Origin of the sequence: Leisingera sp. M658, from assembly GCF_025144145.1 — a bacterium.
Taxonomy (GTDB): domain Bacteria; phylum Pseudomonadota; class Alphaproteobacteria; order Rhodobacterales; family Rhodobacteraceae; genus Leisingera.
The window spans coordinates 529,467-554,534 of the sequence record NZ_CP083546.1 but is presented as its reverse complement, the minus strand read 5'-3'; the positions used below and the strand labels follow the sequence as shown (position 1 = coordinate 554,534).

The 25,068-nt window shown below is 63.1% G+C and carries 27 protein-coding genes; 11 read left to right on the top strand and 16 right to left on the bottom strand.

Annotated features, from left to right (window positions below):
- Positions 1–152 precede the first annotated feature (152 nt).
- On the top strand, positions 153–1,967 hold the full coding sequence (locus K3724_RS02855) for a DNA polymerase III subunit gamma/tau (protein WP_259989893.1): 1,815 nt from the start codon (positions 153–155) through the stop codon (positions 1,965–1,967).
- Positions 1,968–2,159: 192 nt separating this feature from the next.
- Positions 2,160–2,504, top strand: coding sequence for a YbaB/EbfC family nucleoid-associated protein (locus K3724_RS02850; protein ID WP_024088825.1), 345 nt, complete (start codon positions 2,160–2,162; stop codon positions 2,502–2,504).
- A gap of 62 nt (positions 2,505–2,566) precedes the next feature.
- On the opposite strand, the gene K3724_RS02845 is transcribed toward K3724_RS02850, so the two are convergent.
- Complete coding sequence (locus tag K3724_RS02845; RefSeq protein WP_259989890.1) at positions 2,567–3,058, bottom strand: GNAT family N-acetyltransferase; 492 nt, start codon at positions 3,056–3,058, stop codon at positions 2,567–2,569.
- Positions 3,059–3,241: 183 nt separating this feature from the next.
- Here K3724_RS02845 and recR point away from each other — a divergent pair, with 183 nt between their 5' ends.
- Complete coding sequence (gene recR, locus K3724_RS02840; protein WP_129369737.1) at positions 3,242–3,841, top strand: recombination mediator RecR; 600 nt, start codon at positions 3,242–3,244, stop codon at positions 3,839–3,841.
- A gap of 79 nt (positions 3,842–3,920) precedes the next feature.
- Here recR and ltaE read toward each other — a convergent pair whose 3' ends face one another.
- Positions 3,921–4,970, bottom strand: a complete 1,050-nt coding sequence (ltaE, locus tag K3724_RS02835; protein ID WP_259989888.1) for a low-specificity L-threonine aldolase — start codon at positions 4,968–4,970, stop codon at positions 3,921–3,923.
- On the bottom strand, positions 4,967–5,644 hold the full coding sequence (locus tag K3724_RS02830; protein WP_259989886.1) for a hypothetical protein: 678 nt from the start codon (positions 5,642–5,644) through the stop codon (positions 4,967–4,969). Before K3724_RS02830 ends, ltaE begins: the two co-directional genes overlap by 4 nt.
- Before the next feature lie 138 nt (positions 5,645–5,782).
- On the opposite strand from K3724_RS02830, the gene K3724_RS02825 reads away from it, so the two are divergent.
- On the top strand, positions 5,783–6,679 hold the full coding sequence (locus K3724_RS02825) for a LysR substrate-binding domain-containing protein (protein ID WP_259989884.1): 897 nt from the start codon (positions 5,783–5,785) through the stop codon (positions 6,677–6,679).
- 155 nt (positions 6,680–6,834) lie between these two features.
- On the opposite strand, the gene K3724_RS02820 is transcribed toward K3724_RS02825, so the two are convergent.
- Positions 6,835–8,982: an ATP-binding protein gene (locus tag K3724_RS02820; RefSeq protein WP_259989882.1), complete on the bottom strand. Its 2,148-nt coding sequence runs from the start codon at positions 8,980–8,982 to the stop codon at positions 6,835–6,837.
- Between the two features lie 308 nt (positions 8,983–9,290).
- Positions 9,291–10,058 carry a DUF1013 domain-containing protein gene (locus K3724_RS02815; RefSeq protein WP_259989880.1) on the bottom strand — a complete coding sequence of 256 codons (768 nt, stop codon included), beginning with the start codon at positions 10,056–10,058 and terminating at the stop codon, positions 9,291–9,293.
- Positions 10,059–10,188: 130 nt separating this feature from the next.
- Here K3724_RS02815 and K3724_RS02810 point away from each other — a divergent pair, with 130 nt between their 5' ends.
- A complete protein-coding gene (locus K3724_RS02810) occupies positions 10,189–10,833 on the top strand; it encodes a ribonuclease T2 (RefSeq protein ID WP_259989878.1) in 645 nt (214 codons plus the stop codon).
- Between the two features lie 287 nt (positions 10,834–11,120).
- Positions 11,121–11,978, top strand: coding sequence for a DUF2189 domain-containing protein (locus tag K3724_RS02805; protein ID WP_259989875.1), 858 nt, complete (start codon positions 11,121–11,123; stop codon positions 11,976–11,978).
- Positions 11,979–12,044: 66 nt separating this feature from the next.
- Here the strand turns inward: K3724_RS02805 and K3724_RS02800 are convergent, their stop codons facing one another.
- From K3724_RS02800 to K3724_RS02785, 4 genes are all read right to left on the bottom strand, one after another.
- Positions 12,045–13,028 carry an NAD(P)H-quinone oxidoreductase gene (locus K3724_RS02800; protein ID WP_259989872.1) on the bottom strand — a complete coding sequence of 328 codons (984 nt, stop codon included), beginning with the start codon at positions 13,026–13,028 and terminating at the stop codon, positions 12,045–12,047.
- A gap of 691 nt (positions 13,029–13,719) precedes the next feature.
- Positions 13,720–14,145, bottom strand: a complete 426-nt coding sequence (locus K3724_RS02795) for a hypothetical protein (protein ID WP_259989870.1) — start codon at positions 14,143–14,145, stop codon at positions 13,720–13,722.
- A gap of 30 nt (positions 14,146–14,175) precedes the next feature.
- The gene (locus tag K3724_RS02790) at positions 14,176–14,346 is read right to left on the bottom strand and encodes a hypothetical protein (RefSeq protein WP_259989868.1); all 171 of its coding nucleotides are present in this window, start codon (positions 14,344–14,346) and stop codon (positions 14,176–14,178) included.
- A gap of 127 nt (positions 14,347–14,473) precedes the next feature.
- The gene (locus K3724_RS02785; RefSeq protein ID WP_259989866.1) at positions 14,474–15,175 is read right to left on the bottom strand and encodes a COQ9 family protein; all 702 of its coding nucleotides are present in this window, start codon (positions 15,173–15,175) and stop codon (positions 14,474–14,476) included.
- Positions 15,176–15,293: 118 nt separating this feature from the next.
- Between K3724_RS02785 and rpsU the strand changes: the two genes are divergently transcribed.
- A complete protein-coding gene (gene rpsU / locus K3724_RS02780) occupies positions 15,294–15,500 on the top strand; it encodes a 30S ribosomal protein S21 (RefSeq protein WP_024088814.1) in 207 nt (68 codons plus the stop codon).
- A 719-nt stretch (positions 15,501–16,219) separates the two neighbouring features.
- On the top strand, positions 16,220–17,272 hold the full coding sequence (locus K3724_RS02775; protein ID WP_259989862.1) for a CAP domain-containing protein: 1,053 nt from the start codon (positions 16,220–16,222) through the stop codon (positions 17,270–17,272).
- An 84-nt stretch (positions 17,273–17,356) separates the two neighbouring features.
- Here the strand turns inward: K3724_RS02775 and ppk2 are convergent, their stop codons facing one another.
- Both ppk2 and K3724_RS02765 read right to left on the bottom strand, forming a co-directional pair.
- Positions 17,357–18,274 (bottom strand): polyphosphate kinase 2, encoded by a 918-nt coding sequence (gene ppk2, locus K3724_RS02770; protein WP_259989860.1) that lies wholly within the window; start codon positions 18,272–18,274, stop codon positions 17,357–17,359.
- Between the two features lie 219 nt (positions 18,275–18,493).
- Positions 18,494–18,952: an Lrp/AsnC family transcriptional regulator gene (locus K3724_RS02765; protein WP_259989858.1), complete on the bottom strand. Its 459-nt coding sequence runs from the start codon at positions 18,950–18,952 to the stop codon at positions 18,494–18,496.
- 139 nt (positions 18,953–19,091) lie between these two features.
- Between K3724_RS02765 and ald the strand changes: the two genes are divergently transcribed.
- From ald to K3724_RS02750, 3 genes are all read left to right on the top strand, one after another.
- Positions 19,092–20,210, top strand: a complete 1,119-nt coding sequence (ald, locus tag K3724_RS02760) for an alanine dehydrogenase (protein WP_259989856.1) — start codon at positions 19,092–19,094, stop codon at positions 20,208–20,210.
- A gap of 290 nt (positions 20,211–20,500) precedes the next feature.
- Positions 20,501–20,764, top strand: a complete 264-nt coding sequence (locus K3724_RS02755) for a hypothetical protein (protein WP_259989854.1) — start codon at positions 20,501–20,503, stop codon at positions 20,762–20,764.
- 215 nt (positions 20,765–20,979) lie between these two features.
- Positions 20,980–21,786, top strand: a complete 807-nt coding sequence (locus K3724_RS02750) for a mechanosensitive ion channel family protein (protein ID WP_259989853.1) — start codon at positions 20,980–20,982, stop codon at positions 21,784–21,786.
- Between the two features lie 107 nt (positions 21,787–21,893).
- Here the strand turns inward: K3724_RS02750 and K3724_RS02745 are convergent, their stop codons facing one another.
- The 5 genes from K3724_RS02745 to K3724_RS02725 form a co-directional block, all read right to left on the bottom strand.
- Positions 21,894–22,430, bottom strand: a complete 537-nt coding sequence (locus K3724_RS02745; RefSeq protein ID WP_259989850.1) for a hypothetical protein — start codon at positions 22,428–22,430, stop codon at positions 21,894–21,896.
- A 269-nt stretch (positions 22,431–22,699) separates the two neighbouring features.
- The gene (locus tag K3724_RS02740; protein ID WP_259989849.1) at positions 22,700–23,242 is read right to left on the bottom strand and encodes a GNAT family N-acetyltransferase; all 543 of its coding nucleotides are present in this window, start codon (positions 23,240–23,242) and stop codon (positions 22,700–22,702) included.
- Positions 23,239–23,688: a YtoQ family protein gene (locus K3724_RS02735; protein WP_259989846.1), complete on the bottom strand. Its 450-nt coding sequence runs from the start codon at positions 23,686–23,688 to the stop codon at positions 23,239–23,241. Before K3724_RS02735 ends, K3724_RS02740 begins: the two co-directional genes overlap by 4 nt.
- Positions 23,679–24,341, bottom strand: coding sequence for a phosphoribosyltransferase (locus K3724_RS02730; RefSeq protein WP_259989844.1), 663 nt, complete (start codon positions 24,339–24,341; stop codon positions 23,679–23,681). The genes K3724_RS02735 and K3724_RS02730 overlap by 10 nt, the downstream gene beginning before the upstream one ends.
- A 48-nt stretch (positions 24,342–24,389) precedes the next feature.
- The gene (locus K3724_RS02725) at positions 24,390–25,025 is read right to left on the bottom strand and encodes a class I SAM-dependent methyltransferase (RefSeq protein WP_259989843.1); all 636 of its coding nucleotides are present in this window, start codon (positions 25,023–25,025) and stop codon (positions 24,390–24,392) included.
- Between the last annotated feature and the right edge of the window lie 43 nt (positions 25,026–25,068).

Here is a 25,068-nt window from a genome sequence, read left to right as displayed (position 1 = left end):
CCCTGCCTTCGCAGCCTAAGCGTTAAGCGGGCAATCCCAAAGCTCTTTTGCGGCCCCGTGCCAGCCCCATCGGCGGTGGACGAACGGGCCGCGCTTCAATACCCTGCGCGCAACGCGAAACACCCCGCATCCCGAATCCGGCACGAGACATCATGAACGATACCCCCAGCGGCACTTCCGGCGCATCCGGCCAATCCCAATATCAGGTTCTGGCCCGCAAATACCGGCCCGAAACCTTTGCCGATCTGGTGGGGCAGGACGCCATGGTGCGGACGCTGAAAAACGCCTTTGCCGCTGACCGGATTGCCCAGGCCTTTATTATGACCGGCATCCGCGGCACCGGCAAAACCACCACCGCGCGGATTATCGCCAAGGGCATGAACTGCATTGGTGCGGACGGCCAGGGCGGCCCCACCACCGATCCGTGCGGCCAGTGCGAGCATTGCACCGCGATCATGGAAGGCCGCCATGTCGACGTGATGGAGATGGACGCGGCGTCGCGCACCGGCGTCAACGACATCCGCGAGATCATCGACAGCGTGCAGTACCGCGCCGCCTCGGCCCGCTACAAGATCTACATCATTGACGAAGTTCACATGCTGTCGACCAGCGCCTTCAATGCGCTGCTGAAGACGCTGGAGGAACCGCCCGCGCATGTGAAGTTCATCTTTGCCACCACCGAGATCCGCAAGGTGCCGGTGACGGTGCTGTCGCGCTGCCAGCGGTTTGATTTGCGCCGCATTGAACCCGAAGTGATGATCGCGCTGCTGCAAAAGATTGCCGGCGCTGAAAACGCCCGGATCGCCGAGGACGCGCTGGCGCTGATCACCCGCGCCGCCGAAGGTTCCGCCCGCGACGCTACCTCGCTGCTGGATCAGGCGATTTCCCATGGCGCGGGTGAAACCTCTGCCGATCAGGTGCGCGCTATGCTGGGTCTGGCCGACCGGGGCCGGGTGCTGGACCTGATGGACATGATCCTGCGCGGCGATGCGGCGGCTGCATTGACCGAACTCAGTGGCCAGTATGCCGAAGGCGCCGACCCGCTGGCGGTGCTGCGCGACCTGGCCGAGATCACCCATTGGGTCTCGGTGGTTAAGATCACGCCGGATGCCGCCGAGGACCCGACCGTCAGCCCGGATGAACGTGCCCGCGGCAGAGCGATGGCGGATGCGCTGGCGATGCGCGTCCTCACCCGCATGTGGCAGATGCTGCTGAAGGCGCTGGAGGAAGTCGCCGCAGCCCCCAATGCGATGATGGCCGCCGAGATGGCGGTGATCCGGCTGACCCATGTGGCCGACCTGCCCTCACCCGAAGAACTGATCCGTAAGCTGCAGGACACCCCGCCGCCGCCGCCGAATGGCCCTGGCGGCGGAGTGCCTATGCAGGGCATGGGCGGCCCGGCTCTGGGCGGCGGAGGCGGCAACGCGCCCGCCGGTTATGGCGGCCAACCTGGTCCCGCAGGCGGCGCGCCGGTGGCGCATGGCGGCGGCGGCACTATGGCGGCACTGGCGCCGCAGGTCAGCTCAGCACTGGCGCGCTATCCGTCCTTTGAACATGTGGTCGAGCTGATCCGCACCAACCGCGATGTGAAACTGCTGGTCGAGGTCGAGGGCGGCGTGCGCCTGGTCTCCTACCAGCCGGGACGGATCGAATTCACCCCGTCCTCGCAGGCGCCGCGCGATTTGGCGGCGCGGCTTGGCACGGCGCTGCAAAACTGGACCGGTGCGCGCTGGGTGGTCTCCATCGCGCCCGACGGCGACGCGGCCACCATTGCCGAAGTCCGAGACGCAGCTGAAAACGCCCTGCGCGAGAAAGCCGCCGCCCATCCGCTGGTGCAGGCGGTGCTGGAAAGCTTCCCCAAGGCAAAGATCAAACGCATCCGCACCGCGCAGGAGCTGGCCGCTGAAGTCGCCGCCGAGGCCCTGCCCGAGGTGGAGGATGAATGGGACCCGTTCGAGGACGGGTGACATAAGAAATCCAGGCCATCGCCTGACCTTGGGTGGGAGCGATAGCGCCATCCCAGGGGGAAGGTCAGGCGCTGCCCGGCCTGCCGTCCGGGCGGAAGGGTGCTAAACTCCGGCACCAAGGCAATCCTCCCCTTGTTTCACGCCCTCGCGGCCCGTATCTGTGCCCCGAACCGGAATCTCAGGAGATGACAGATGCTCAAAGGCCTCGGCGGCCTTGGCGATATGGCCAAGATGATGAAATCGGCACAGGAACTGCAGGGCAAAATGGCCCAGATGCAGGAGGAGCTGCACAATGTGATGGTGACGGGCGAGGCCGGCGCCGGTCTGGTCAAGGCCACGGCCTCCGCCAAGGGTGACCTCAAAGGCCTGGATATTGACCCGTCGATCTTCAATGGCGATGACAAGGAAGTGGTCGAGGACCTGATCCTGGCCGCGATCAAGGACGCCCAGGCCAAGGCTGCGGAAAAAGCGCAGGAAGAGATGGCCAAGCTGACCGAAAGCATGGGTCTGCCCAAGGACATCAAGCTGCCGTTCTAAGCGCTGCCAGCTTTACCGACCTAAAGGCGGCCCGTCAGGAGCCGCCTTTTTCTTTGCCTCGTTCAAGCTGTTTCCAACCGGAATTTCAGAAAACGCTGCCCCTCATGCAGCACTTCATCGGTCTGCACCGCGCCCAGCCGTGCCAGCGGCCGCAGATGGCGCCGCGTCGGCGGCAGCAGGAAAGTCACATAAGGGATGCGTGGATCGCGGCGGGCAAACGCCAGCGCTTGCCGGGCAATGGCCGGGCCCAGCCCAAAACAGCCGGGCCGCAATACCAGCCCGAAATCCCATTCCTCGCCCTCTTTCTGAAACCCGCCCCAGCCAAGATACCGGCCCTGCTGCACAAACGCCCAATGACCCAGGCCATCCCTTTGCCAGCAGTTCTCCTTGGAGGCAACAAAGGCTCTGGCAGTTTCTTCGTCCCAGGGGCCTGTCAGCAGCGGCATATGCTCTGCCATCCGCGGATCTGACATGTGGCGGGCAATCTCCAGCGGCGCGATCCCGGTCAGCCGGGCAAAACGCACCGGGTGTCGGGTGTTGTCCTGCCGTCCCATTGCCGCCCCTTTTCCTTCCTGCGCAAGATGTGCTGCAACAGATACGCCCTGCCGCCCGCCAACTCAATTGCCCTTACCCTGGCAGGTGCCGAGGCAAAACAAACCCCGAACATTTTGCAGCCCTGCCCTTGCGCTTTCCTGCTGCAATCAGCCTATATGGCAAAGCACACAAAGGCCCGGGGCATGATCAGAAATTCCACCAGCGATATCGAAGACCTGATTGCCCTGATGGCCAAGCTGCCAGGGCTCGGCCCGCGGTCCGCCCGCCGTGCGGTGCTGCATCTGATCCGCAAGCGGGCGCTGCTGCTGACACCCCTGGCCGATGTGATGACCGAGGTCGCCGCCACCGCGCGCGAATGCCTCAACTGCGGCAATATCGGCACCAGCGAGATCTGCCCGCTTTGCACCGACCCGGAACGCGCCAATGGCGAGCTGTGCGTGGTCGAGGATGTGGCCGACCTTTGGGCGATGGAGCGCTCAGGCGACTTCAAGGGCCGCTACCACGTGCTGGGCGGAACCCTGTCGGCGCTGGACGCGGTGGGTCCGGAAGATCTGCGTATCCCGCGGCTCGCGGACCGGGTTGCAACCGAAGGTATCAGCGAGGTGATCCTGGCGCTGAACGCCACCATCGACGGCCAGACCACGGCGCATTACATCGCCGACCAGCTGCAGGGGCAGGTCAGGCTCACCTCGCTGGCGCAGGGCGTGCCGATCGGCGGTGAGCTGGACTATCTGGATGACGGCACGATCTCTGCAGCGCTCAGGGCGCGGAAGGAAATCTGACGGTGCAGCCGGGCGCAAAATTCTTCAAAGAATTTTGGCCGGAAATTCGAATTTTCCGGAGCCACGCCCGCCTTTGATTTCAGCCGTAGAAACTCTTTAGCCCTTGCACCGCGCGGTCCAATGCGCCGTTATCCACATCTTTGTGCAGCACCATGCGGATGGCGCCGGAACTGCCGCCACCGATTACAACGCCCTCAGATGCCAAATGCATCCGCAACGCATCATTGCGCCCTTCCTTTGGCGTGAAGAACACCATGTTGGTGGCCAGGGAAACCTCTCCCGCCCCCAAACCGCGCAGCACATCCGCCAGTTCCGCCGCGCGGTCATGGTCCTGCGCCAGCCGCGCCACGTTGTGCTCCAGCGCGTAAAGCGCCGCCGCCGCCAGCACGCCTGCCTGCCGCATGCCGCCGCCCAGCATCTTGCGCCAGCGCCGCGCCTTGGCAATCAGGTCTGCAGGCCCCGCCAAAACCGACCCGGCCGGCGTGCCCAGCCCTTTGGAAAGGCAGATGGAGACCGTATCCATCAGCCCGGCCAGCGCCGCTTCCGAACACCCCAGCGCCACCGTCGCATTAAAGAACCGCGCGCCGTCCAGATGCACCGCCAGCCCCGCCGTCCGGCCCGCCGCCGCCGCCGCCGCCATATCCGCCAGGGGCACTGCAAGCCCATTATGGGTGTTCTCCAGCGACAGCAGACGGCTCACGGCCAGATGGCTGTCATCCGCCTTGACCGCCCCGGCAATCACCTCCGGGTCCAGCGCGCCATCGTCCCGCACCGGCACCGGGCACAGCGATATCCCGCCCAGCACCGAGGCCCCCGCGGCCTCATAGGCATAGACGTGATAACCCGCGCCCAGGATGATCTCCTCGCCGCGCTGGCAATGGGCCAAGAGGCCGGCCAGGTTGCTCATGGTGCCGGAGGGCAGGAACAGCGCCGCCTCCTTGCCAAGCCGCTCGGCCAGCACGGCCTCCAGCCGGTTCACCTGGGGATCTTCACCATAAACGTCATCGCCCAGCTCCGCCGCCTGGATCGCCCGCATCATGCCCGTATCGGGCCGCGTCAGCGTATCGCTGCGCAGATCGCAAAGGGCCGCATTGGCGCCCGCACCTGCCAATCCTGCGTATTGGCTCATTCCGTCACCTGATCATAGGCCAGCGCCGCCACGATATGCACCCGCCGGGTCTCGCCGCCGTTCAGCGCAGTGTGATAGCCGCGGGTATCGGTGAAATAGACCGAACCATCGGCCGGCAGATGCGTGACGTGATGATTCACGATGAACAATGAGCCGGGATTGGAGACCACCGGAATATGCAGCCGCGGCTCCGGGTCGCGGTGCCAGGAGTTGCAATTGTACAGCCCCTTGGACAGCACCCGCGTGCGCCCGATCGGAAACCGCTTGGCCAGCTCTGCGTGCACATGCTCGAAATAGGTGCCTGCGAATTTGGGATTGAATTCGGAAAAATCCACTTCCGGCACCAGATCCTCGCGCGGCTCTTCGACATAGCGGGTGTCGGCGCGCAGCCAGTAGCGGCCCGACAGGTCATTGGCGGTCCATTCGGTCTGGCCCGGCCGCTGGGTCAGCGGCAGCGCGGCAAAGCCCTGGTCCTGCAAGCCGCCCATAAAGGCCTCGCGCTTCAGGCACTCCTCCAGCGCTTCCTGCAGCTTTTCGATGTCAAACTTCAGCTCCAGCCGCTGGATGCCCGGTCCGGGCACAAACTCCGCCACTGATGCAGAATCCGGCATGGCGCCCATGGCCCTGGTGACAGCCTGCACATCGGCGTCGTTGATCTGCGGTTCAAAACTCATGTCGCGCGCTCCCATTCTTTGTGCTGATTGCAAGGGGTGATGCTTTGAATGCGATACTGGCAGGCCAAGAAGCCGGAAAAAAGCCGGGCTATTGCAATACATATTGCAAAAATTGCAACATATGGCAGAGTGCGGGCCATGCGCCGCAAGATCCCGCCCACCTCTGCCCTCCTGTGTTTCGAGGCTGCCGCCCGGGCCGGCAGCTTTGCCGGAGGAGCGCGGGAGATGAACCTGTCGCAAAGCGCCTTCAGCCGCCAGATCCAAAGCCTGGAGGTGCTGACCGGGCAAACCCTGTTCAAGCGTGAACGCCAGCGGGTGCAGCTCAGCGGTGCCGGACGGATGCTGCAGGAGGAGCTGGCACCGCAATTGGAAGCGCTGGAGGCCACCTTTTACCGCTTGCGCACCCGCGACAACCCATATGGCGCGCTCAATATAGGCACCTACCCGACACTGGGCAGCCGCTGGCTGATGCCGCGCCTAGCAACGCTGGCACAGGCGCAGCCGCGGCTGACAATCAATACCATCACCTATCTGGACAATAGCCAGGTGGACCCCAGCCTGGTGGATCTGGCCATCGTGCAGGGCGATCCGCCCTGGCCGGGCTTTCGCGCGGATCTGCTGATGCCAGAGACCCTGATTGCTGTTGCAGCACCGGATCTGCTGGATGGCCCGCTGCAATCCGCCGCCGGGCTTCTGGAATTTCCAGCCCTGCAGCACAGCACCCGGCCGCTTAGCTGGCAGATTTGGTTCGAGGATCAGACCGGGAGCCTTACCGCCTGTCCCACCGGGCCGTTGTTCAGCCAGTTCGAGATGCTGATCGACGCGGTGAAATACGGCCATGGCGTTGCCATTCTTCCGGAGCTGCTGGTGCGCCGGGAGCTGTCCGAGGGCACCCTGATCCAGGCCCATCCGCACCGCTGCACACCCGCCAGCGCCTATTATCTGCTGACACCCCAGGCCAAGACGGGCACCAGCCGGATCGAGCGGGTCCGCGACTGGCTGCTGCGTAACGCCAGCAGCCCTAGCGCAGGCTGACCAGCCATTGCCCGCAATAACCTGCAACAAAATGCAACATTTCTGCCGGGCGCTCCCCGCCGCGCACCAGCGCGGCGCCGGGCCCAAGGCGGCCAAGGGGCCCCGTCAGGGGCACATGCGGGCGCGGGAGCCTTCCGCCAGCGCCAAAGCCGCCCTTAGGTGAAAACCGCCTTATACAGCTTTTCCTTGGTAAACGGCTTGTCCAGCACCGGAACCCGGGACAGATCCGGAAACCCCGCCGCCACGGCGCTGATGGCAAAGCCGCTCATCATCACCGCCTTCAGCCCGGGCTGGATCTTGCGCAGGCCCGCCAGAGTCTCCCAGCCGCTGCGCCCCGGCATGCTCATGTCGATCACCGCGCCGTCAAACGGCCCTGCCGCCTGCAGCTGCGCCAGCGCCGCGTCATAGCCATCAGCCTGCAGCACGACGCAGCCGCGCAGCTGCAACAGCCCGGCCACTGCCCGGCGCACGGTTTCCTCGTCATCCACCACCAGGATCCGCCGGATCTCCGCACCGCGCCGCTGCGCCGGCGGCCCTGCCGGGCACGCTTCCGCCGCCGGCTCAGCGGTGCAGGCAGGAAAGTAAAAGCGGAAGGCACTGCCCTCGCCTTCGCGGCTTTCAACCGCCAGGCCGCCCCGATGGCGGCTGATGATCCCCAGCGCCGCGGCCAGGCCAAGGCCGCGTCCGCCGGGTTTGGTGGTAAAGAACGGGTCAAAAATCCGGGTCACGGTCTCGCGGCCCATGCCGCTGCCGGTATCGCGCACCTCCAGCAGCAGGCAAGCGCCGGCCGGCATGTTCCGCCCCTTCAGCAGCTTGCGCCGCTCTGCATCGCTCAGGCTGGTCTTGCGGGTGCTCACCGTGACCGTGCCCGCAGCCGGCCCGATCGCCTCGGCAGCATTGAAGACCAGGTTCAGCAACAACTGACCCACCTGAGACGAATCCATCTGCGCCGTCAGCGCCCCTTCTTCCATGTCAAGCACCACTTGTTTGCCCATCTTGCGCTCAACCGGGACCAGCGCCATGGTCTCCTGCACGATCCCGTTCAGATCACACGGCCCCTGCTCCCGGCTGCCGCCGCCCTTTGCGTAATTCAACAACTGCCGGACCAGCAAGGCAGAGGCCTGCAGCCCCTGCTCGACCACTTGCAGATGCCCTTGCGCCGGATGCGCGGCCTCCAGATGTGCCAGCGCCAGTTCGGCCCGGCCCTGCATCGAGGCCAGAAGGTTGTTGAAATCATGCGCGATGGTGCCCGCCAGCAACCCCAGGCTCTCGGTCTTGCGCTTGATCAGCAGCGCCTCTTCCGCCTGGGCGCGGCGCCTTTCGGCCTTGCGGCGGCGCAGCTCCAGCCCGATCCGCGCGGCAAACAGCGCGATCAGGTCGGTCTCCAGCTTGCGTTGCTTGATTTCCCGGTCGTGCTGCAGCGCAAAATGGCCGATCACCGTGCCATCCGCATCGGCCAGCGGGATGCCCAGGTAGGAATGCAGGTTCTGGCTGCGGAACTGCGCCTGCTCTGGAAACGCCTCCTGCAGCCCGTCCGGCACCAGGAATTTCTCCCGCCCCTTTAAAAACGCACAAGGGGTGCCGTCAAAAGGCACAACCGTGTCTTCCACCCCTTCCATCTGCTGACCTTCAAAGCAGCACGCCAGCACCCGGAAACACTCAGGCTTGTCGCCCAGGCATTCCGCAATGAAGGCCGAGCGCACCTTGAGCGCGCCCTGCAGCTGCGCGGCCAGCAGCCGGAACGCCTCACGCGGAGACGTGCCGCTTGGCCCTTCGGCCAGCACTGACAGCGTGGCCAGTGTCTGCAGCCCGGCGGTCTCGGCCCCTAGCCGGGGCGCGAACTGCTGCATTACAGATGCGATATGCTGCGCCAGCGCGCCGTCGATTTCATAGCGCCACGAGGCCTGGACCAGTCCGATCGCCTCGCCATCGGCGTTTTTCAGGGCGACCCCGACATAGCTTTGGATGCCTTCCTCGATGAACATCTCGTCATCCGGATACAGCTCCTGCACCCGGCAGGGAAAGACATGCGGATCGCCGCTCAGCACCACGTCATGGCACGGCGTCACGCAAGCCTCGTATTCGAAATCCCCCAGCTGCAGCCCGTCAAACCAGCTGGCCAGCACCTTGATGCGCTCGGTCTCCATGACCTTCAGCTCACCCACGGTGACCAGATCGGCCCCATAGGCCTGCGCCAGCTGATCCACAAATTCCTGGCAGAACTCCAGGCCGCTCAAACAGGCCAGTGTCTCCAGATCCAAGCGGCTGCTTTCCCCAAGCGCCGCGGCCCCTGCTGCGTCCATTGCTTGTACTCCTGCCATCCCTTTGCGGACAGGCCTGCAAGGCCGGACCGCTGGCAATACTCAGTAACACTCCGTTCCTTACACTTTTGAAAATGCCCCGGAACAAAAGGCCTTTCCCGCACCCTGGTCTTTGCGGGCAATCTGGAACACAACTGCCCCGCAACATCATGCTGCGCAAAACAGGGGTACATAGTCAACATATTGTAACGTAGAGAGTCAATTCTATCAGAAAAAGCCGCAAATCCTGAGTGAAGGATCTGCGGCTTTTTAATAAATTTCTTTAGCCGGCACCGCCGGGACGGATGGGATCAGAAGCGGGGATCTTCGTCGTCTTCCTCGTCGTCCCCGCCAGCGGGCAGGTTGAAGAAGCTGTCCGCGTCGGGGATTTCCTCTTCCTTCTTCCGGTCATCATCATTCAAACCGCCGCCCAGGGTAAAGGTTTCCAGCCCCTCGATCGCGCTTGGGATCTTCGGCTCGGCGTCCATCTCCAGCGACTGTTCGGTAGAGACCAGCTTGCGGCGCTCATCGTCGCTCATCACGCCGCCTTCGGCGGCTTTCTTGGCCGCCGCCTTCTGCACGACGGCATCCAGCTCGGACTGGCGGCACAGGCCCAGCGCCACCGGGTCGATCGGCTGCATGCTGGAGATGTTCCAATGGGTGCGCTCGCGGATCGACTGGATGGTCGGCTTGGTGGTTCCGACCAGCTTGGCGATCTGGCCATCGCTGAGTTCCGGGTGGAATTTAACCAGCCACAGGATCGAGTTCGGACGGTCCTGGCGCTTGGACAGCGGGGTATAGCGCGGGCCGCGGCGTTTTTCCTCGCCGGCGGCAGCCGGGTTGAACTTGAGCTTCAGCTTGTGCAGCGGGTTGGCTTGCGCCCTGTCGATCTCATCCTGGGTCAGCTGGTTGTTGGCCATCGGGTCGAACCCTTTGACGCCTGCGGCCACTTCGCCATCGGCGATGCCCTGGATTTCCAGCTCGTGCATGCCGACGAAATCGGCGATCTGCTTGAAGCTGATCGTGGTATTGTCCACCAGCCACACGGCGGTTGCCTTGGCCATCAACGGTTTTGCCATGCGCTCATCTCCTTAAAACACATCTTCCCCGCCGCCTGGATCAAGGCTGCCCCGCTTTCGGGGTCTGGTTTCCGTTGTCGGGGAACTTCAGGCCTGTATAGTCGGCTTCATTGCATAAGGAAAGAGGCCAATGCGCAAGTTATTGCTGGGGCTGGCGGCTGTTTTGGCCGGTTTTGCCACCCTTGCCGCAGCAGAGGGCGAGCCGGCCGGGGAGTTCGACTATTACGTGCTGGCGCTCAGCTGGTCGCCGAACTGGTGCGAGCAGGAAGGCGATGCACGCCGCGCAGAGCAATGCAAGGCGCGCTATGACTATGGCTGGACCCTGCACGGGCTATGGCCGCAATTCCATCGCGGCTGGCCCAGTTACTGCCGTTCCGCAGAGGCGCCGCCGAGCCGCCGCATGAGCCGCGAGATGGCGGATATCATGGGCAGCCCCGGCCTGGCCTGGCATCAGTGGAAGAAACACGGCACCTGTTCCGGCCTCAGCGCAAGGGCCTATTACACCCTGATGCGCGAAGCCTACCGGCGCGTGGTCCGCCCCGCCGTCTTTCGCAAGCTGGACAAGCCCGTGACCCTGCCCGCCGCCGTTGTTGAGGAAGCTTTTCTCAAGGAAAACCCAAGTCTGGCGCCGGACAGCCTGACCATCACCTGCCGCATCGGCGCCATCCAGGAAGCCCGCATCTGCCTGTCGAAAACACTGCAGCCGGTGCCTTGCGGGCGGGATGCAATCCGCGACTGCACGTTGAAAAACGCCCGCCTCGCGCCGGTGCGCTAAGATTGAGGGCGGGTACAGGGGCGCTGCCCCTCTTGGCCTAACGGCCAATTCACCCTGGGGTGTTTTTGACCAGAAAGAAGCAGAACCCGCGCCTTTGTCAGACCGCGTGATCCGCACAGCCGCCCCCCGGCCCCTTTGCCGGGAGTGCCCCTGCCCCGCTGCGCGCGCGGCAATAAATGGCCTGTGATCCACACTTCCCGGGGTTTTGTGCTAGTATAATGAAACGTGCCGCGCCCGGCCCTGCCTGAACGGCACTTCCGTTATGGTCAGCGAGGAGGAAGAAGCGCATGGCAAAGACAATCGGGAACCCGCTCAGCTGGCTTCTGCAGGGGGCAGAATCCACGGGGCAGCATATCGGCCAGACGGTCGAAGAGATGGGCAGCGACGGTGTCAAGGAACTGCCCAAGGCCTGCACCCTCACCATGGACGACATCATACATTCGCTGGCCGCCGGACTGGAGGACTTTGCCGCCTGCCGCAGCGATGCCATGTTCCTGGTGCTGTTTTATCCGCTGATCGGCATCACGCTGATCGTAATGAGCCTGTCGATGAATTTGCTGCCCCTGATCGTGCCGATGATCATGGGTTTTGCGATCCTTGGCCCGGTGGCCGCGGTTGGGCTTTATGAAATGTCTTCGCGCCGTGAAGCCGGGTTCGAGCCGCGCTGGATGGACGCCTTCGGCGTCATTCGCTCGCCTGCGTTTGGCGGCATTCTGGTGCTTGGGCTGTATCTGGCAGTGCTGTTCATTGTTTGGCTGGTGGCCGCTGACATGATCTACAGCCGCACCCTGGGGCCGGAACCGCCGGCCTCGATCCTGGGCTTTGCTGCGGAAGTGGTGACCACCCGCGAGGGCTGGATCATGGCCATTGCAGGCGGCATCACGGGCGCGGTCTTTGCCTTTGCCGCTTTGGCGATGAGCCTGGTGTCCTTTCCGCTGCTGCTGGACCGCCATGTGGGCCTGCCGGTGGCCGTGGCCACCTCAATCAAGGTGCTGCGCAAGAACCCGGTGATTTGCATGACTTGGGGTGTCATCGTTGGCACCGCGCTGGTGGTTGGCGCAATTCCCTTCCTGGCCGGGCTGATCATTGTCGTGCCGGTGCTGGGGCACGCGACCTGGCATTTGTACCGGCGCGCCGTGCAGTAAGGACATCCGCATATCAAAATGGGCCGGCAGATCTGCCGGCCCTTCTGTGTCAGGCACTCTGAAGTTTCAGCCCACTTTCAAAACAATCTTGCCGATATGGCCGGAGCTTTCCATCCGCGTGTGTGCAGCGGCGGCCTGCTCCAGTGCAAATTCGCTGTCCATCACCGGTGCCACCTTGCCAGCTTCGATCAAGGGCCAGACCGCTTCGCGCAGGTCCCCGGCAATCTGCGCCTTGGCCAGGTCGCTTTGCGGCCGCAGGGTCGAGCCGGTCAGGGTCAGCCGCTTGACCATCATCAGGGCAAAGTTCAGCTCTACCTTCGGCCCCTGCAGAAAGGCGATCTGCACCAGGCGGCCGTCTTCGGCCATTGCCTTCACATTGCGCGGGATATAGTCGCCGCCGACCATGTCGAGGACCAGATCAGCGCCGCCTTCACCCTTTAGAACCTTGACGAAATCCTCGTCGCGGTAGTTGATTGCGCGTTCGGCGCCGAGATCCAGGCAGGCCTGGCATTTCGCATCCGATCCGGCGGTGGAAAACACCCGCGCACCAAAGGCCTTGGCCAGCTGGATCGCCGTGGTGCCGATCCCGGAAGAGCCGCCATGCACCAGGAACCGCTCGCCCGCTTTCAGCCCGCCGCGGGTGAAGACATTGGACCAGACGGTGAAAAACGTCTCCGGCAGGCAGGCCGCCTGTTTCAGATCCAGTCCGGCAGGCACCGGCAGGCAATGGGCGGCTGGAGCAGCCACATATTCCGCATAGCCGCCGCCGGGCAGCAGCGCGCAGACCAGATCGCCCACGCGGATGCCGCTGACGCCTGCGCCCACAGCCATCACCTCGCCCGAGGCTTCCAGCCCCGGCAGGTCGCTGGCACCCTTGGGCGGATCATAGGCGCCCGCGCGCTGCAGCGCATCAGGCCGGTTCACCCCGGCATAGGCCACCTTGATCACTACTTCGCCGTGGCCCGGTTGCGGCACCGGGCGCTGGCAAGGCTGCAGCACTTCCGGCCCGCCGGGTTTGGTGATCTCCACCGCGCGCATCATCTCTGTCATGGCAATTCGTCCTCCTGATCCTTGCCCCTTGCCTAGCACCCGCCCGGGTGAGCGCAAACAGCAAAGGCGCCCTGCTAAGGCTGCTTTGCGGAATGCCCGGCCTGTTCCGCGGCGACTACCGTGAGGCACAGCCAAGAGGCTGGACGTTCCCGGGCCGCAACCGGTAAAGCCCAAAGCGCCAGGGCGCTGCGGCGCAGGATTGGATGCAGGCGCGCATGGAAGATCTTTTGCCGGCCGGATACTTCTATGTGGTCTTCACCCGGCCAGCCCGGACCGCCGGGATTGCTTATCAGAACAACGCAGCTTATTTGCATTCCCTGGCGTCACGCAGCCGTTCGGTTTGCTGATCAAGCGATGCAGCCCTGAACCGCAATCCCTATAGCACCGGAAACCTGCACGCGGTTTCCTCGTTGCCTGATTGTCGCCGCTGCAGCTCACGCTGACTGCAGCCGGAATTCTTAGACAGAGCTGGCCAAGGCCTTGGCAGGTTCCGGGCAACCGCGCAGGCCAAAGCAGCCTTTTGCAGACGGAGTCCCGAAATCCGCTTGGAGATTGCAAGCAGAAGCACAGACGCGCAATTGGCAACCCAACAGGCTGCCAATTGCGCAAGAAAAACGGGGCGCCGCAGGAGATCGCGTCAAGCGGGACGCCGATGAGGCTTACAGGAGCTTCGCCAGTGCGGATGCCCGGTTCATGTCAGTTTGCCGGTGCTGCAGTCAAATGCGGCCTTTGCGCCTGAGAGCTTGGGAGCGGCCTTGAAGATACTTTTGCACGCCGCGGTCAAGGCCTTGTTCGGGTCACCTTTGAAGTACTTGTTAGCGGTCCACTCTTTGCCAAGCTTGACATGGTATCCGGTGATTTTGGTCCCCTTCGGGTGGCCTGCCTTAAAGGCCTTGTCCAGCTTTCCCTTCGCCGCCTTCAGCGGCTTGTCGTCGATCTGAATATTCTCGGCAGGGCCGCTGCGGCAGGGCGTCGTCACGAAGTGGTACATCGTGCCGACCTGCTTGTTCTTGTCATAGGCCACCAGACAGATGCAGTCGCCCAGGCCCGAGGTCTCAAGCGGGTCCCATTTGTCGCTGTGTCCGAACCCGCCGATTTTAACGCTCACTTTTCCCATGAATAAGTCCCTCAGATTAGGTTTCTGAATTCACGTGATGCTGCTGGTTCCGGCTGCAAGATTCGAAAACTGGCCGGCATCCGCCGGAGCACAGCCTTCACACATGCTGAGCAGCACCCGCATCCGCATTGCGGCAGCAACTTCTGCATAGTGCGGCAGCGATTTAATTGGGGTTAATGGAACGGTGATCCGGCGGTTCACGGCCACCCGGCAAAGATGCAGTTTCCCAATGCAGATGATCAATACTGCACCGGGGGAGCAGCATGGAGCATGACACATTTGCGCAATGCGCTTCAGGCTGCCGAAAACCTTGCTTTCACTGTGCCACTCACCGCCGCGGGTTCAAAGAGCCCGGCAGGCCGTCGCGGCCCTTGGGCGGTTTGATCTGCTCGGCCAGCCAGTTCGGCCCCACCAGGAACGGCTTCAAAAGCGGATTTTTCTGCAGCCCGGCCTTCAGCTTCTCAAAATCCATCACATTGCCGATCCGGCGGTCAAGAAACTCCCACGTCGCCTGATGGCCCAGGCTGTCATCGCCCAGCCAAAACAGCACTGTGGCGGAATAGATCCCGGCCAGCGATGCGCGCTTGGTATACCAGTTCAGATCATCCGAGCCGTCGCCCAGCGTCTCCCAGATCAGATCGCAAGTGCCCCAGATCGCCTTGATCCCGTCGCCGGCATATTGCGGCAGTGTCAGCAGCGTTGTGCCGCGGCGCACCGCTTCCTTGTCATCCACGGCTTCCAGCCGGAACCGTACCGCCGCCGCCACTTTGTCGCGGAACCGCAGGCCGGACAGGTCCTCGGCGTCCAGCCGCGCCAGCATCCGCGAATCGCCGCGGGCGTGATAGGCCAGCGCCAGGTCCACCCCGCCGCGCGGGCAAACCGCATGGGCCAGCACTTCAGCCACCTGCACGTCCTCGCAGGCGGCCCGGAATGTCACCTCGGACCAGCCGTCAAACGGCACATGATTCAACGCCGCATCCAGCAGCTTTTCCTTGATATCGTCCTGCGCGCGATCCTGGTCGTCGGTCATTTCACCCTCCCGCTTTCAGCGTCCTGATACCCTACTAGACAAAATAGCCGGCCTTTGCTATACGGCCACTTCCTGCAATTTCCTTGCAACTCATACTTAGAAAGGTGGTGAAAACCACATGCAGGTTAGTGTTCGCGACAACAATGTCGATCAGGCGCTTCGTGCCCTGAAGAAAAAGCTGCAGCGTGAAGGCGTATTCCGCGAAATGAAGCTCAAGCAACATTTCGAGAAGCCGTCCGAGAAAAAAGCGCGCGAGAAAGCTGAAGCGATCCGCCGTGCCCGGAAACTGGCACGTAAGAAGCTCCAGCGCGAAGGTTTGCTCTAAGCAGCAGGCCGTCCGGCTTTGGACAGCACTGGGCCGGTCTTGCGACCAGCCGGAACTTAAGTTCAGACGACCCCCGCGGCTCTGCCTCGGGGGTTTGTCATTTCTGCCGCTTAAGAAAATGCCGTTTCTTAAGTGGATACACAGAAATACCGCAATTTTGCCCGAATTACATCTTTAGGGTGTATTTCGTTAATTTTCTCTGCTATACAGGGTATACGGCAGGGCAAATCTGATGCGTTTCCCTAAACACTGCCCCGCCGTCCGGGATTGGAACACCCGGTTCATTGAAACCCGGGGCAGGCCGCGTCTCCCCCCCCAAACGAACCGGCGCCTGTCTTGGTCCCTGCAAACAAGACATTGCCTCTCCGGGTTTTCAGTATTGCCGGGCACCGACAGCTTCCCCCCGACGGTGCCCGGCCCCCCCCTTTCTTCGGCTGATTTTGCGGCACAAACCTGTCTCCTGACGGCAGCTGCCCCCCGAATCCTGCGCTGCCCGGCCCGTTGCCCCGCAGCAGGATTGCGCCGATGCCCTGCCAGCAGTTGCACAGCGCTGCCCGCGGCCGCCGCGCGCGCAGGAATCCGCGTATCCGCCCCCATGCGACGGGCAGAGCTTTGCCGCAATTCCGCTGCTGCACCTTCCGGCCCTTTCGGCGCCTTAAATTTCCGTTAACCGAAGAGAGCACCGCCGCACAGCCGGCACACTCACGGAGCAGTTACAGATGTCACAGGCAAGCCAACTCGAGCGCCAGATGCTCGACCTGATCAACGCCGAGCGCACGTCGCGCGGGCTCAACCCGGTCCAGCTGGAGCTGCGCCTGAACGATTCGGCCGAAGACCACAGCGAATGGATGCTGCAGCAGGATGTCTTCTCCCACACCGGCTCTGGCGGCTCCAGCGCCGGCGACCGGATGAAAGATGCCGGCTTTCAGTTCTCCGGCAGCTGGACCTGGGCCGAGAACATCGCCTGGCAAAGCGAACGCGGCGCCGCCGGGCTGGCCGACGATGTCGTCAACCTGCACGAATCGCTGATGAACAGCCCCGGTCACCGCGCCAACATCCTCAACGCAAATGTCGAGGTGATCGGCATCGGCATCGAACAGGGCAATTTCAACGGCTGGGATGCGGTGATGGTCACCCAGAACTTCGCCCGCACCAGCGCGGACCTGCAGCTGGATTCCGGGTCCGGCGGCGGCAATGGCGGAGGCTCCGGCGGCAATACCGGCACTGGCGCCACCTCCGGAAACGATGCCCTGACCCTCGGCAGCGCCGGCAGCCTGGATGGTCTCGGCGGCAATGACACGCTGACCGGCAGCAGCGGCCAGGACCGCCTCGACGGCAGCGAAGGCCGGGATAAGCTGAACGGCAAGGCCGGCGGCGACGAATTGAACGGCGGCTCAGGCAACGACACGCTGCGCGGCAACAACGGCGCGGATGAGCTGAACGGCGGCAGCGGCAAGGACAAACTGTTCGGCGGTCGCGGCAAAGACACCCTGGACGGCGGCAGCGGCAACGACAAGCTGGCCGGCAAGGGCGGCGGCGACCTCTTCATCTTCAGCGGCGGCGATGACACTGTGAGTGATTTCAACCCGGATGCCAGCGGCGAGCGCATTGATCTGGGCGCGGCGACAGGTATCACCGGCTTCAGCGACCTGATGACCAATCACACCAGCCAGACCAATGCCGGCCTGCTGATCAGCGACAGCGATGGCGACAGCCTGCTGCTCAGCGGCATCACAGAGCAGGAGCTTCAGGCCAGCGACTTCCTGTTCTGATCCTCGCCGGGCAACCGTGGAAAGGGCGCGCCTTGGTGCGCCCTTTTGCAATTTCAACGCCGGGAGCCAGGCCCTTAACTGGCCTCAATAGATCTTGGGCACATACAATTCATCCGGCAGCACCTGGCGCTCGTAGTCGGGATTGTACTTGCGGTCTGGCAGGTCCACCTTTTCGTGCGGCACCTCCTCATAGGGGATCTTGGTCAAAAGGTGTTCGATGCAATTCAGCCGTTCACGTTTTTTGTCATTACCTTCAACGATGTACCAGGGTGCCTCAGGGATGTTGGTGCGCTTGAACATCTCTTCCTTGGCCTTGGTATACTGTTCCCAGCGGATCCGGCTTTCCAGATCCATCGGCGACAGTTTCCACTGCTTCATCGGATCATGGATGCGCATCATGAACCGCAGCTGCTGTTCCTCGTCAGTGATCGAGAACCAGTATTTCAGCAGGATAATGCCCGACCGCACCAGCATCCGTTCAAATTCCGGAACGTCCTGAAAGAACTGATCAACCTGGTCGTCGCTGGCAAAGCCCATCACCCGCTCGACGCCCGCCCGGTTGTACCAGGAGCGGTCGAACAGAACGATCTCGCCCCCCGCCGGCAGATGCGGCACATAGCGCTGAAAATACCATTGGCTTTGCTCGCGGCGGTTCGGCGCCGGCAGCGCCACTACTCGCGCAACCCGCGGGTCCAGCCGCTGGGTGATCCGCTTGATCACCCCGCCTTTGCCCGCCGCGTCGCGGCCTTCGAACAGAATGCAAACCTTGGCACCCGAGTTCTGCACCCAGTCCTGGACCTTGATCAGCTCTGCCTGCAATCGCAAAAGGTTGCGGAAATAGATTTGCCGGTCGAGCATTTCCGGGTGCTGTTCGCGGTAGATCTTGCGGATCTCCTGGCTCAGCATCGGTTCCGAGAATTCAATCTCGATATCCTCGTCCAGCGTGTCCTGCAGCTCCGCTTCCAGCCAGTCCAGGGATGCGGTTTCAAATTCGCGGGTCACGGGCAGGGTTCCTTCCTTGTCAGGTCGTGCAAACGCCGCCTTATACGGGCGGCATGCGACTGTTTGATGTCACGCGGCCGGGGCGGCAGCAGACAGCAGTCGCCGCAGCACCGGCGGCAATCATGCGGCCCCGGCTGCGCCTTCCCCCAAGGCAACCGGAATTTCCACCGGGGTTCAAGCGCAAAAGCCCCGGACCCGGCCATCAGCATCAAAGCTGCATTAAACCGGCAGCGCCGTGGTCTTGAACACCGTGCGCAGCGCAAAACTCGATTGCATCTGCGCCACCCCCGGCAGCCGCGCCAGATGCTGGCGGTGGATGCGGGCGAAGTCCTCGGTGTTTTCCGCCACAACCTTAAGGATGTAATCCGCCGTACCCGCCATCAGGTGGCATTCCAGCACATCCGGTATCCGCGACACCGCTTTTTCAAACGCGTCCAGCACCTCATCCGCTTGGCCGGACAGGGTGATCTCGACAAACACCGTGGTCGGCACGTTCATCTTGCGCGCATCCAGCAGCGCAACATAATCACGGATATACCCGTCAGCCTCCAGCCGCTGCACCCGCCGGTGGCAGGCCGAGGCTGACAGGTTCACCCGCTCCGACAGGTCGGCGTTGGAGATGCGGCCCTGCTTTTGCAGCACCGAGAGAATGCGACGATCTGTTTCGTCCAGAGCCATTTTGCGAAGATCCTTGCTTTATTTCACCTTTATACGCGAAGAATCTTCGAAAGGTATGTTTTTCTTCCGCCCAAAAAAGAAGCACATTTTGCAGACACTGCGGCAAAATGCCCGTAGAGAGTTTTGAGGAGATACTCACATGAAAATCGGCTGCCCCTCCGAGATTAAACCCCAGGAATTCCGTGTTGGCATGACCCCGGATGCTGCCCGCGAAGCGGTGTTCCACGGCCACGGCGTTGTGATCCAGAAAGGCGCCGGCCTGGGCGCCGGCTTCACCGACGAGGACTATGTCTCCGCCGGTGCGGTGATCCTCGACACCGCCGAGGAAATCTTTGCCACCGCCGACATGATCGTCAAGGTGAAGGAACCCCAGGCGGTTGAGCGCAAGATGCTGCGCGAAGGCCAGCTGCTGTTCACCTACCTGCACCTGGCCCCCGATCCGGAGCAGACCCACGACCTGCTCGAATCCGGTTGCACCGCGATTGCCTATGAAACCGTGACCGACGACCGCGGCGGCCTGCCGCTGCTGGCGCCGATGTCCGAAGTGGCCGGCCGTCTGGCCCCGCAAGTGGGCGCCTACACCCTGCAAAAGGCCAACGGCGGCCGCGGTGTGCTGATGGGCGGCGTGCCCGGCGTGGCCCCGGCCAAGGTTGTGGTGATCGGCGGCGGCGTCGTCGGAACCCACGCGGCCAAGATCGCAGCCGGCATGGGCGCGGATGTCACCATCCTGGACCGTTCGCTGACCCGCCTGAAGTACCTGGACGACGTGTTCGGCCGCACTTTCAAGAACCAGTACTCCACCGCCGGCGCCACCGCCGAACTGGTGCGCGACGCCGACATGGTGATCGGTGCGGTGCTGATCCCCGGTGCTGCGGCGCCGAAACTGGTGTCCCGTGCCCAGCTTGGCGAAATGAAGCCGGGTGCGGTGCTGGTGGACGTCGCCATCGACCAGGGCGGCTGCTTTGAGACCTCCAAGGCGACCACCCACGCCGATCCGATCTATGAGGTCGACGGCATCATGCACTACTGCGTGGCCAACATGCCGGGTGCCGTGGCGCGCACCTCGACCCAGGCACTGGGCAACGCGACCCTGCCCTTCATGCTGAACCTGGCCAACAAGGGCTGGCGCAAGGCCTGCGAGGACGACCCGCACCTGCTGAACGGCCTGAACGTTCATGCAGGCCAGCTGACCTATTACGCAGTTGGCGAAGCTCTGGGCATGGATGTGCTGTCGCCGAAGCTGGCGCTGAAGCAGTAAGCAAAGCGTTTCCAGATCACTGATTTGAGGAAAGCCCCGCCGGATTGGCGGGGCTTTTCCAATACCCGGGAAGGAATTTCTCATCTTGCTGGACCCGGGCGGCAACCATGCATCAGCTCTGGGACCTGCAGCGCAGCGCTGTTTCTCCGGTGACCGGAAGCGAAACCATCTGAGCCAGGCACCGCGCAGATACTGCCGTCCGCATAGCGGGAAATGCTCCCAACTCCAGCGGCAACGACAACGACAACGACAACGACAACGACAACGACAACGACAACGGCAAGGATGTCTTGCGCGGCAACAAGGGCAAAGACACGCTCGATGGCGGTGGCGGCGCCGACCTGTTTATCTTCAAGAGGGGCGACGGCCACGATACGATCCGCAACTTTGACGCAAGCGAAGACCTGATCAGGATTTACCGCGGTGCGTCCAAATTCTCCGATCTGGAGATCAGCGACACCGGCAAAGACGTCGATATCAGGTTTGCAGATGTTTCTATCACCCTTCGCAACTTTGACGCGGACGATGTGACTGCTGATTTGTTTGTTTTCTGAAACCAGGGCAAGGCGGGGGCGCTGAACCCCAGCTCCTCCTCTGTGCCGGCTGACTGTTCTCGGGCGCGCGTCCGCACCATCCTGCGGCTCGCGGCCTGCCTCCCCCAAAGGTTGAGCCTTTGCCGCCCGATCTTTCCCCGCTGCACCCTATTGCCTCAGCACGCCTCATCCACGACATTCGGGCACAGTTAGGGAAACCGGTTGGGACTGCGGACATGGAACAGATGATTGAACAGGCGGGGGCCTACTGGCCCCTGTTGGTGAGCGGCGCCAAAGCGCTGGTGGTGCTGATCCTCGGCTGGATCGCTGCCGGCTGGATCAGCGGCGCGGTGCGCCGCCGCATCAACAAGACCCCGCAGATCGACCCGACATTGGGAAATTTCGCCGCCAGCGTCGTGCGCTGGGTGCTGCTGCTTGTGGTGCTGGTCGCCGTCCTAGGCATCTTCGGCATCGAGGCCACCAGCCTGGTCGCCATGCTGGGTGCGGCGACCCTGGCGATCGGCCTGGCACTGCAGGGCACGCTCAGCGATCTGGCCGCCGGTTTCATGCTGATCCTGTTCCGCCCCTACAAGATCGGCCAGTATGTCGATATCGGCGGCACCTCCGGCACGGTGAAGGATCTGAATCTGTTCATCACAGAACTGGCCACGCCGGACAATGTGCAAATCATCGTCCCGAACGGCCAGGCCTGGGGCGCGGTCATCACCAATTTCTCGCATCACGACACCCGCCGCGTCGACATGGTGTTCGGCATCGACTACGGCGACAGCGCTGATGCTGCCAAGGCGATCATCCTCGAACAGGCCGCCGCCGACGCGCGGGTGATGCAAGATCCTGAACCTTGGGTGCGGGTGACCAATCTGGGGGACAGTTCCGTCGATCTGACGGCCCGTGTCTGGTGTGAAGCGGCGGATTACTGGGAAGTGAAATTTGCTCTGACACAGGGTGTGAAAGAGGCTTTCGACGCCAAGGGCATTTCTATTCCTTATCCGCATTCTGTGGAAATCAAGAAGGAGGGCTGAGGCGTTCCCGCCCGTCTTCGGCCCCGGCGGGCCTCATCCCGTTGGGCCTGGCACCCCGCCTTTGGCGGGGCGTTTGTGCGCTGCAGCCCGGCTGGGCGCCCGGGGCCCTAGCCTGTCCGCGCCGCTTGCGCGGCCCGTGCCGCGGCCAGCTGGGCCCGCGCGGCGCGGGCGCGGTCTTGCAATCTGTCTTCCGGCTCGGCGGGCGGCCAGCCGCACAGAACAGTATACCCGTCCGCATCGGCAAAGGCCCATTGCGCGGCCAGCAGCTGATAGCTCTTGACCTCCCAGCCGGAGGCATCGCGATCAAAACGCAGCCGCCAGGTGCCGCGCACCTGGACTGGCAGCCGCAGCCGCCGGATACTGTTCATCGCCTCGTGGCCATGCATCGCCGTACGCACCCCCTGCACCCGCAGCTTCTTCATTTGCGTCACCAGCCCTGCCGCTTCACGCATCCGGCGCCCGGCAAAGATCACCTCGATCTCCGCATCCGGCTGAACAATCCCCTTCACCACCAGATCCCCGCGGTTGTTCCGGCTAAACACCGGCACCAGCTCCAACGGGACATCGCGCACCTCGCGCTTGAACAGGCCCGCATCCTCAATCAGCGGAGTAATTTGCAAAATAGGTTTGCGGCGGTTCGTCATGTAGTCTTCCCAAGCCCCGCGCCCGTTGGAGCGCAGTACTTTACGTAAAGTCGTCGTGCGTTAAGAGACCAATTAGGCCACTCGGCGTTAATGAACCGTTGAGGGGCGCTGTAAATCGCAAAATCGGCGTAAAAAATCCCGGCAAGGTTACACCGGATTCTGCAATGGGAACTGACACCGGCGGCACACGGCCTGCACCGCGCAACGCGCGGTGCCGTGCCCAACGCTGCAATGCGCTTCCTCTGGAAGCGCTTTCAGGGGCGGGAGCCTTACGCTGCCGTGCCAGGCTGCCCGGTCTTGCGCGCCATCACCAGCGACATGCCGCCGCGGTACTGGACCTTCTGGCGAAATTCATACCCGGTCTTCGCGGCCAGTTTTTGTGACGCCGTGTTCTCCGGGTCCAGCAGGCAAACCGTTTCCGGCCAAAGACCTGCGGTGTCCGCCCAGGCATGGGTCCGCAGCACCGCCTCTGCCGCGATCCCCTGCCCCTGAGCTTCCGGCGCCAGCACCCAGCTTGCCTCAACCGCATCCCCCAACAGCGGGTCGCACTGGCGCGGCGTGACGAAGAACCCCGTCTCGCCCAGATACCGGCCGCTGCCGCGCTCTGTGATCACCCAGACCCCAAACCCCATCGCCTGCCAGTGGCCGTGATGAAACATCAGTTTGGCCCAGGCCCCCTCCGGGGTCACGGCTTCGGGCTGGATAAAGCGTACGGTGTCAGGGTTTGCCCACAGGGCAGCCACATCGGCAAAATCCTGCACCCGGTGCGGGCGCAGGATCAGCCGGTCCGTCTCCAGAACCGGGGGTGTCATGCAGGCAGTTTGCCCGTCAGCACATAAGCGAGGATTTCAACGACCTGGCGCGGTTCTTCAGCCACCGCCAGCGCTGCTGCGTGGACCTCTTTCAATGCGTGCTGATGCTCCGGCGGGCTAAGGACAATGACCGACTTGCCAAGCGCTGCGGCATAGCCCGCATCAAAGGCCGCGTTCCACTGTTTATACTTGTCGCCAAAGCGCACAACCACCACATCGGCGTCGGCAATCCCTTTGCGGGTACGGATCGCGTTGACCATCGCACCCTTGTGGTCATGCCAGTATTTATTGTCCTCGGCACCCAGCACCGCCACACCGCAATCATCGCTGGCACCATGATCGGTCACCGGCGCGCTGAAACTGACCTCCAGCCCTTTTGCGCCTGCGATGATCTGTTCCCGCCAGTCGGTGTGAATCTCGCCTGAGAGATAAACCTTCAATGCCACGTTCTGTCCTTTCCTGCGCCAGCCTGCGGGGCCGCGGCCAAAGCAGCCATGACCTCTGCGTCGCTGGTTTGCGTAAAATCCCTGTAGTGCACGCCGACAGCCCGGAATTCCTCCGGACTCAGTAAGCAGATCACAGTATCCACCAGCGGACGCAATTCGTCCACCGCTTCCGGCGGCGCCACAGGGACGGCTAAAATAACGCTGGCCGGTCCGCGTTCCATAAGCCAGATATGCGCCGCCATGAAGGTCGCTCCGGTGGCAATGCCGTCATCCACCACGATCGCCGTGCGCCCGGCCAGCTCCACCGGCGCCCGCCCGCGCAGATACCGGGCGCGGCGGGCGGCATTCTCCTCCCGCGCCTGCGCAACCTGGGCTGCAAAATCCTCGGGCCTCAGGCCCGCAATCTGCAGCAATGCGTTATTAAAAATGGGATTGCTGCCCTCCGCCAGCGCGCCGGCCGCCAGCTCCGGATTGGACGGCATGCCGATTTTGCGCACCAAAAGCAGGTCCATCGGCGCCTGCAAGGCCTGCGCAATGGGCAGCGCAACAGGCGCCCCGCCCCGCGGCAGCGCCAGCACCACAGGGTCCTTCACCGGCAGTTCAGCCAAATGGCCGGCCAGCTGAAGCCCGGCGGATATCCGGTCCTCGAACATATAGGCCTCCGCCTTGTAACCTAGGGCTGGCAGGCGAAAGGCAAAGGATCAGCGCCGCCGCGCCACCAAATAGCGGCCTGGCGTGTCCGCCGGGTAGTTGCCGGTCTCAATGATGTCGAACCCGGCCCGCTGCACTGCGGCCTCCAGGGTGCGGATGTCGATGAAATCCACATAGCTGGGCGCATAACCCACAAGCCGCATCAGCGGAATCGCCACCTGAAACATCCGGTACTTCCAGCTGCCCCGCATCTCTCCCAGGCAGGGGGTTTTGGAGATGAACAGCCCGCCGGGTGCCAACCGCGCTGCCACACCATTCAGAACAGCCTCCAGATCCGGCAGCAGATGCAGCAGGTTATGCGCCAGCACCGCATCAAACGGGCCCTCCGGCGCCTCGCCAGCGCTGCTGCATTGAAACTCCACATTGCTGGCGCCAGCGTCCCACGCGCGCTCGCGGCCCACCTCCAGCATTGCTTCCGACAGATCGGTTGCAGTGATTTTGGAGACGTTGCGCGCCAGCTCAATCGCGGTGGAACCGGTGCCGCAGCCCAGTTCAAGCACGCTGTCCTCCGGTTTCAAATAAGACCGGGTCCGTTCCAGCGCATAGCGGTAAGCATCTTCGTCGCGGATCGCTGATTTGGCGTATTTCGGGGCGACCTTGTTCCAAAATCGGGCGTCGGCTGTCATCGCGGATCTCCTTGGTTGCCGGAACCCTACCCATGCAGGAACC

Excerpts from the sequence above, each read along its gene's own strand:
- K3724_RS02750 (WP_259989853.1), top strand. The coding sequence starts at position 20,980 with ATGGAACAGATGATTGAACAGGCGGGGGCCTACTGGCCCCTGTTGGTG.
- K3724_RS02805 (WP_259989875.1), top strand. The coding sequence starts at position 11,121 with ATGGCAAAGACAATCGGGAACCCGCTCAGCTGGCTTCTGCAGGGGGCA.
- K3724_RS02810 (WP_259989878.1), top strand. The coding sequence starts at position 10,189 with ATGCGCAAGTTATTGCTGGGGCTGGCGGCTGTTTTGGCCGGTTTTGCC.
- ltaE (WP_259989888.1), bottom strand. The coding sequence starts at position 4,970 with ATGAGCCAATACGCAGGATTGGCAGGTGCGGGCGCCAATGCGGCCCTT.
- K3724_RS02725 (WP_259989843.1), bottom strand. The coding sequence starts at position 25,025 with ATGACAGCCGACGCCCGATTTTGGAACAAGGTCGCCCCGAAATACGCC.
- ald (WP_259989856.1), top strand. The coding sequence starts at position 19,092 with ATGAAAATCGGCTGCCCCTCCGAGATTAAACCCCAGGAATTCCGTGTT.
- K3724_RS02845 (WP_259989890.1), bottom strand. The coding sequence starts at position 3,058 with ATGGGACGGCAGGACAACACCCGACACCCGGTGCGTTTTGCCCGGCTG.
- K3724_RS02850 (WP_024088825.1), top strand. The coding sequence starts at position 2,160 with ATGCTCAAAGGCCTCGGCGGCCTTGGCGATATGGCCAAGATGATGAAA.
- K3724_RS02740 (WP_259989849.1), bottom strand. The coding sequence starts at position 23,242 with ATGACACCCCCGGTTCTGGAGACGGACCGGCTGATCCTGCGCCCGCAC.
- K3724_RS02825 (WP_259989884.1), top strand. The coding sequence starts at position 5,783 with ATGCGCCGCAAGATCCCGCCCACCTCTGCCCTCCTGTGTTTCGAGGCT.
- K3724_RS02765 (WP_259989858.1), bottom strand. The coding sequence starts at position 18,952 with ATGGCTCTGGACGAAACAGATCGTCGCATTCTCTCGGTGCTGCAAAAG.
- K3724_RS02795 (WP_259989870.1), bottom strand. The coding sequence starts at position 14,145 with ATGGGAAAAGTGAGCGTTAAAATCGGCGGGTTCGGACACAGCGACAAA.
- K3724_RS02745 (WP_259989850.1), bottom strand. The coding sequence starts at position 22,430 with ATGACGAACCGCCGCAAACCTATTTTGCAAATTACTCCGCTGATTGAG.
- rpsU (WP_024088814.1), top strand. The coding sequence starts at position 15,294 with ATGCAGGTTAGTGTTCGCGACAACAATGTCGATCAGGCGCTTCGTGCC.
- K3724_RS02785 (WP_259989866.1), bottom strand. The coding sequence starts at position 15,175 with ATGACCGACGACCAGGATCGCGCGCAGGACGATATCAAGGAAAAGCTG.
- K3724_RS02815 (WP_259989880.1), bottom strand. The coding sequence starts at position 10,058 with ATGGCAAAACCGTTGATGGCCAAGGCAACCGCCGTGTGGCTGGTGGAC.
- recR (WP_129369737.1), top strand. The coding sequence starts at position 3,242 with ATGATCAGAAATTCCACCAGCGATATCGAAGACCTGATTGCCCTGATG.
- K3724_RS02855 (WP_259989893.1), top strand. The coding sequence starts at position 153 with ATGAACGATACCCCCAGCGGCACTTCCGGCGCATCCGGCCAATCCCAA.
- K3724_RS02830 (WP_259989886.1), bottom strand. The coding sequence starts at position 5,644 with ATGAGTTTTGAACCGCAGATCAACGACGCCGATGTGCAGGCTGTCACC.
- K3724_RS02775 (WP_259989862.1), top strand. The coding sequence starts at position 16,220 with ATGTCACAGGCAAGCCAACTCGAGCGCCAGATGCTCGACCTGATCAAC.
- K3724_RS02800 (WP_259989872.1), bottom strand. The coding sequence starts at position 13,028 with ATGACAGAGATGATGCGCGCGGTGGAGATCACCAAACCCGGCGGGCCG.
- K3724_RS02730 (WP_259989844.1), bottom strand. The coding sequence starts at position 24,341 with ATGTTCGAGGACCGGATATCCGCCGGGCTTCAGCTGGCCGGCCATTTG.
- K3724_RS02820 (WP_259989882.1), bottom strand. The coding sequence starts at position 8,982 with ATGGACGCAGCAGGGGCCGCGGCGCTTGGGGAAAGCAGCCGCTTGGAT.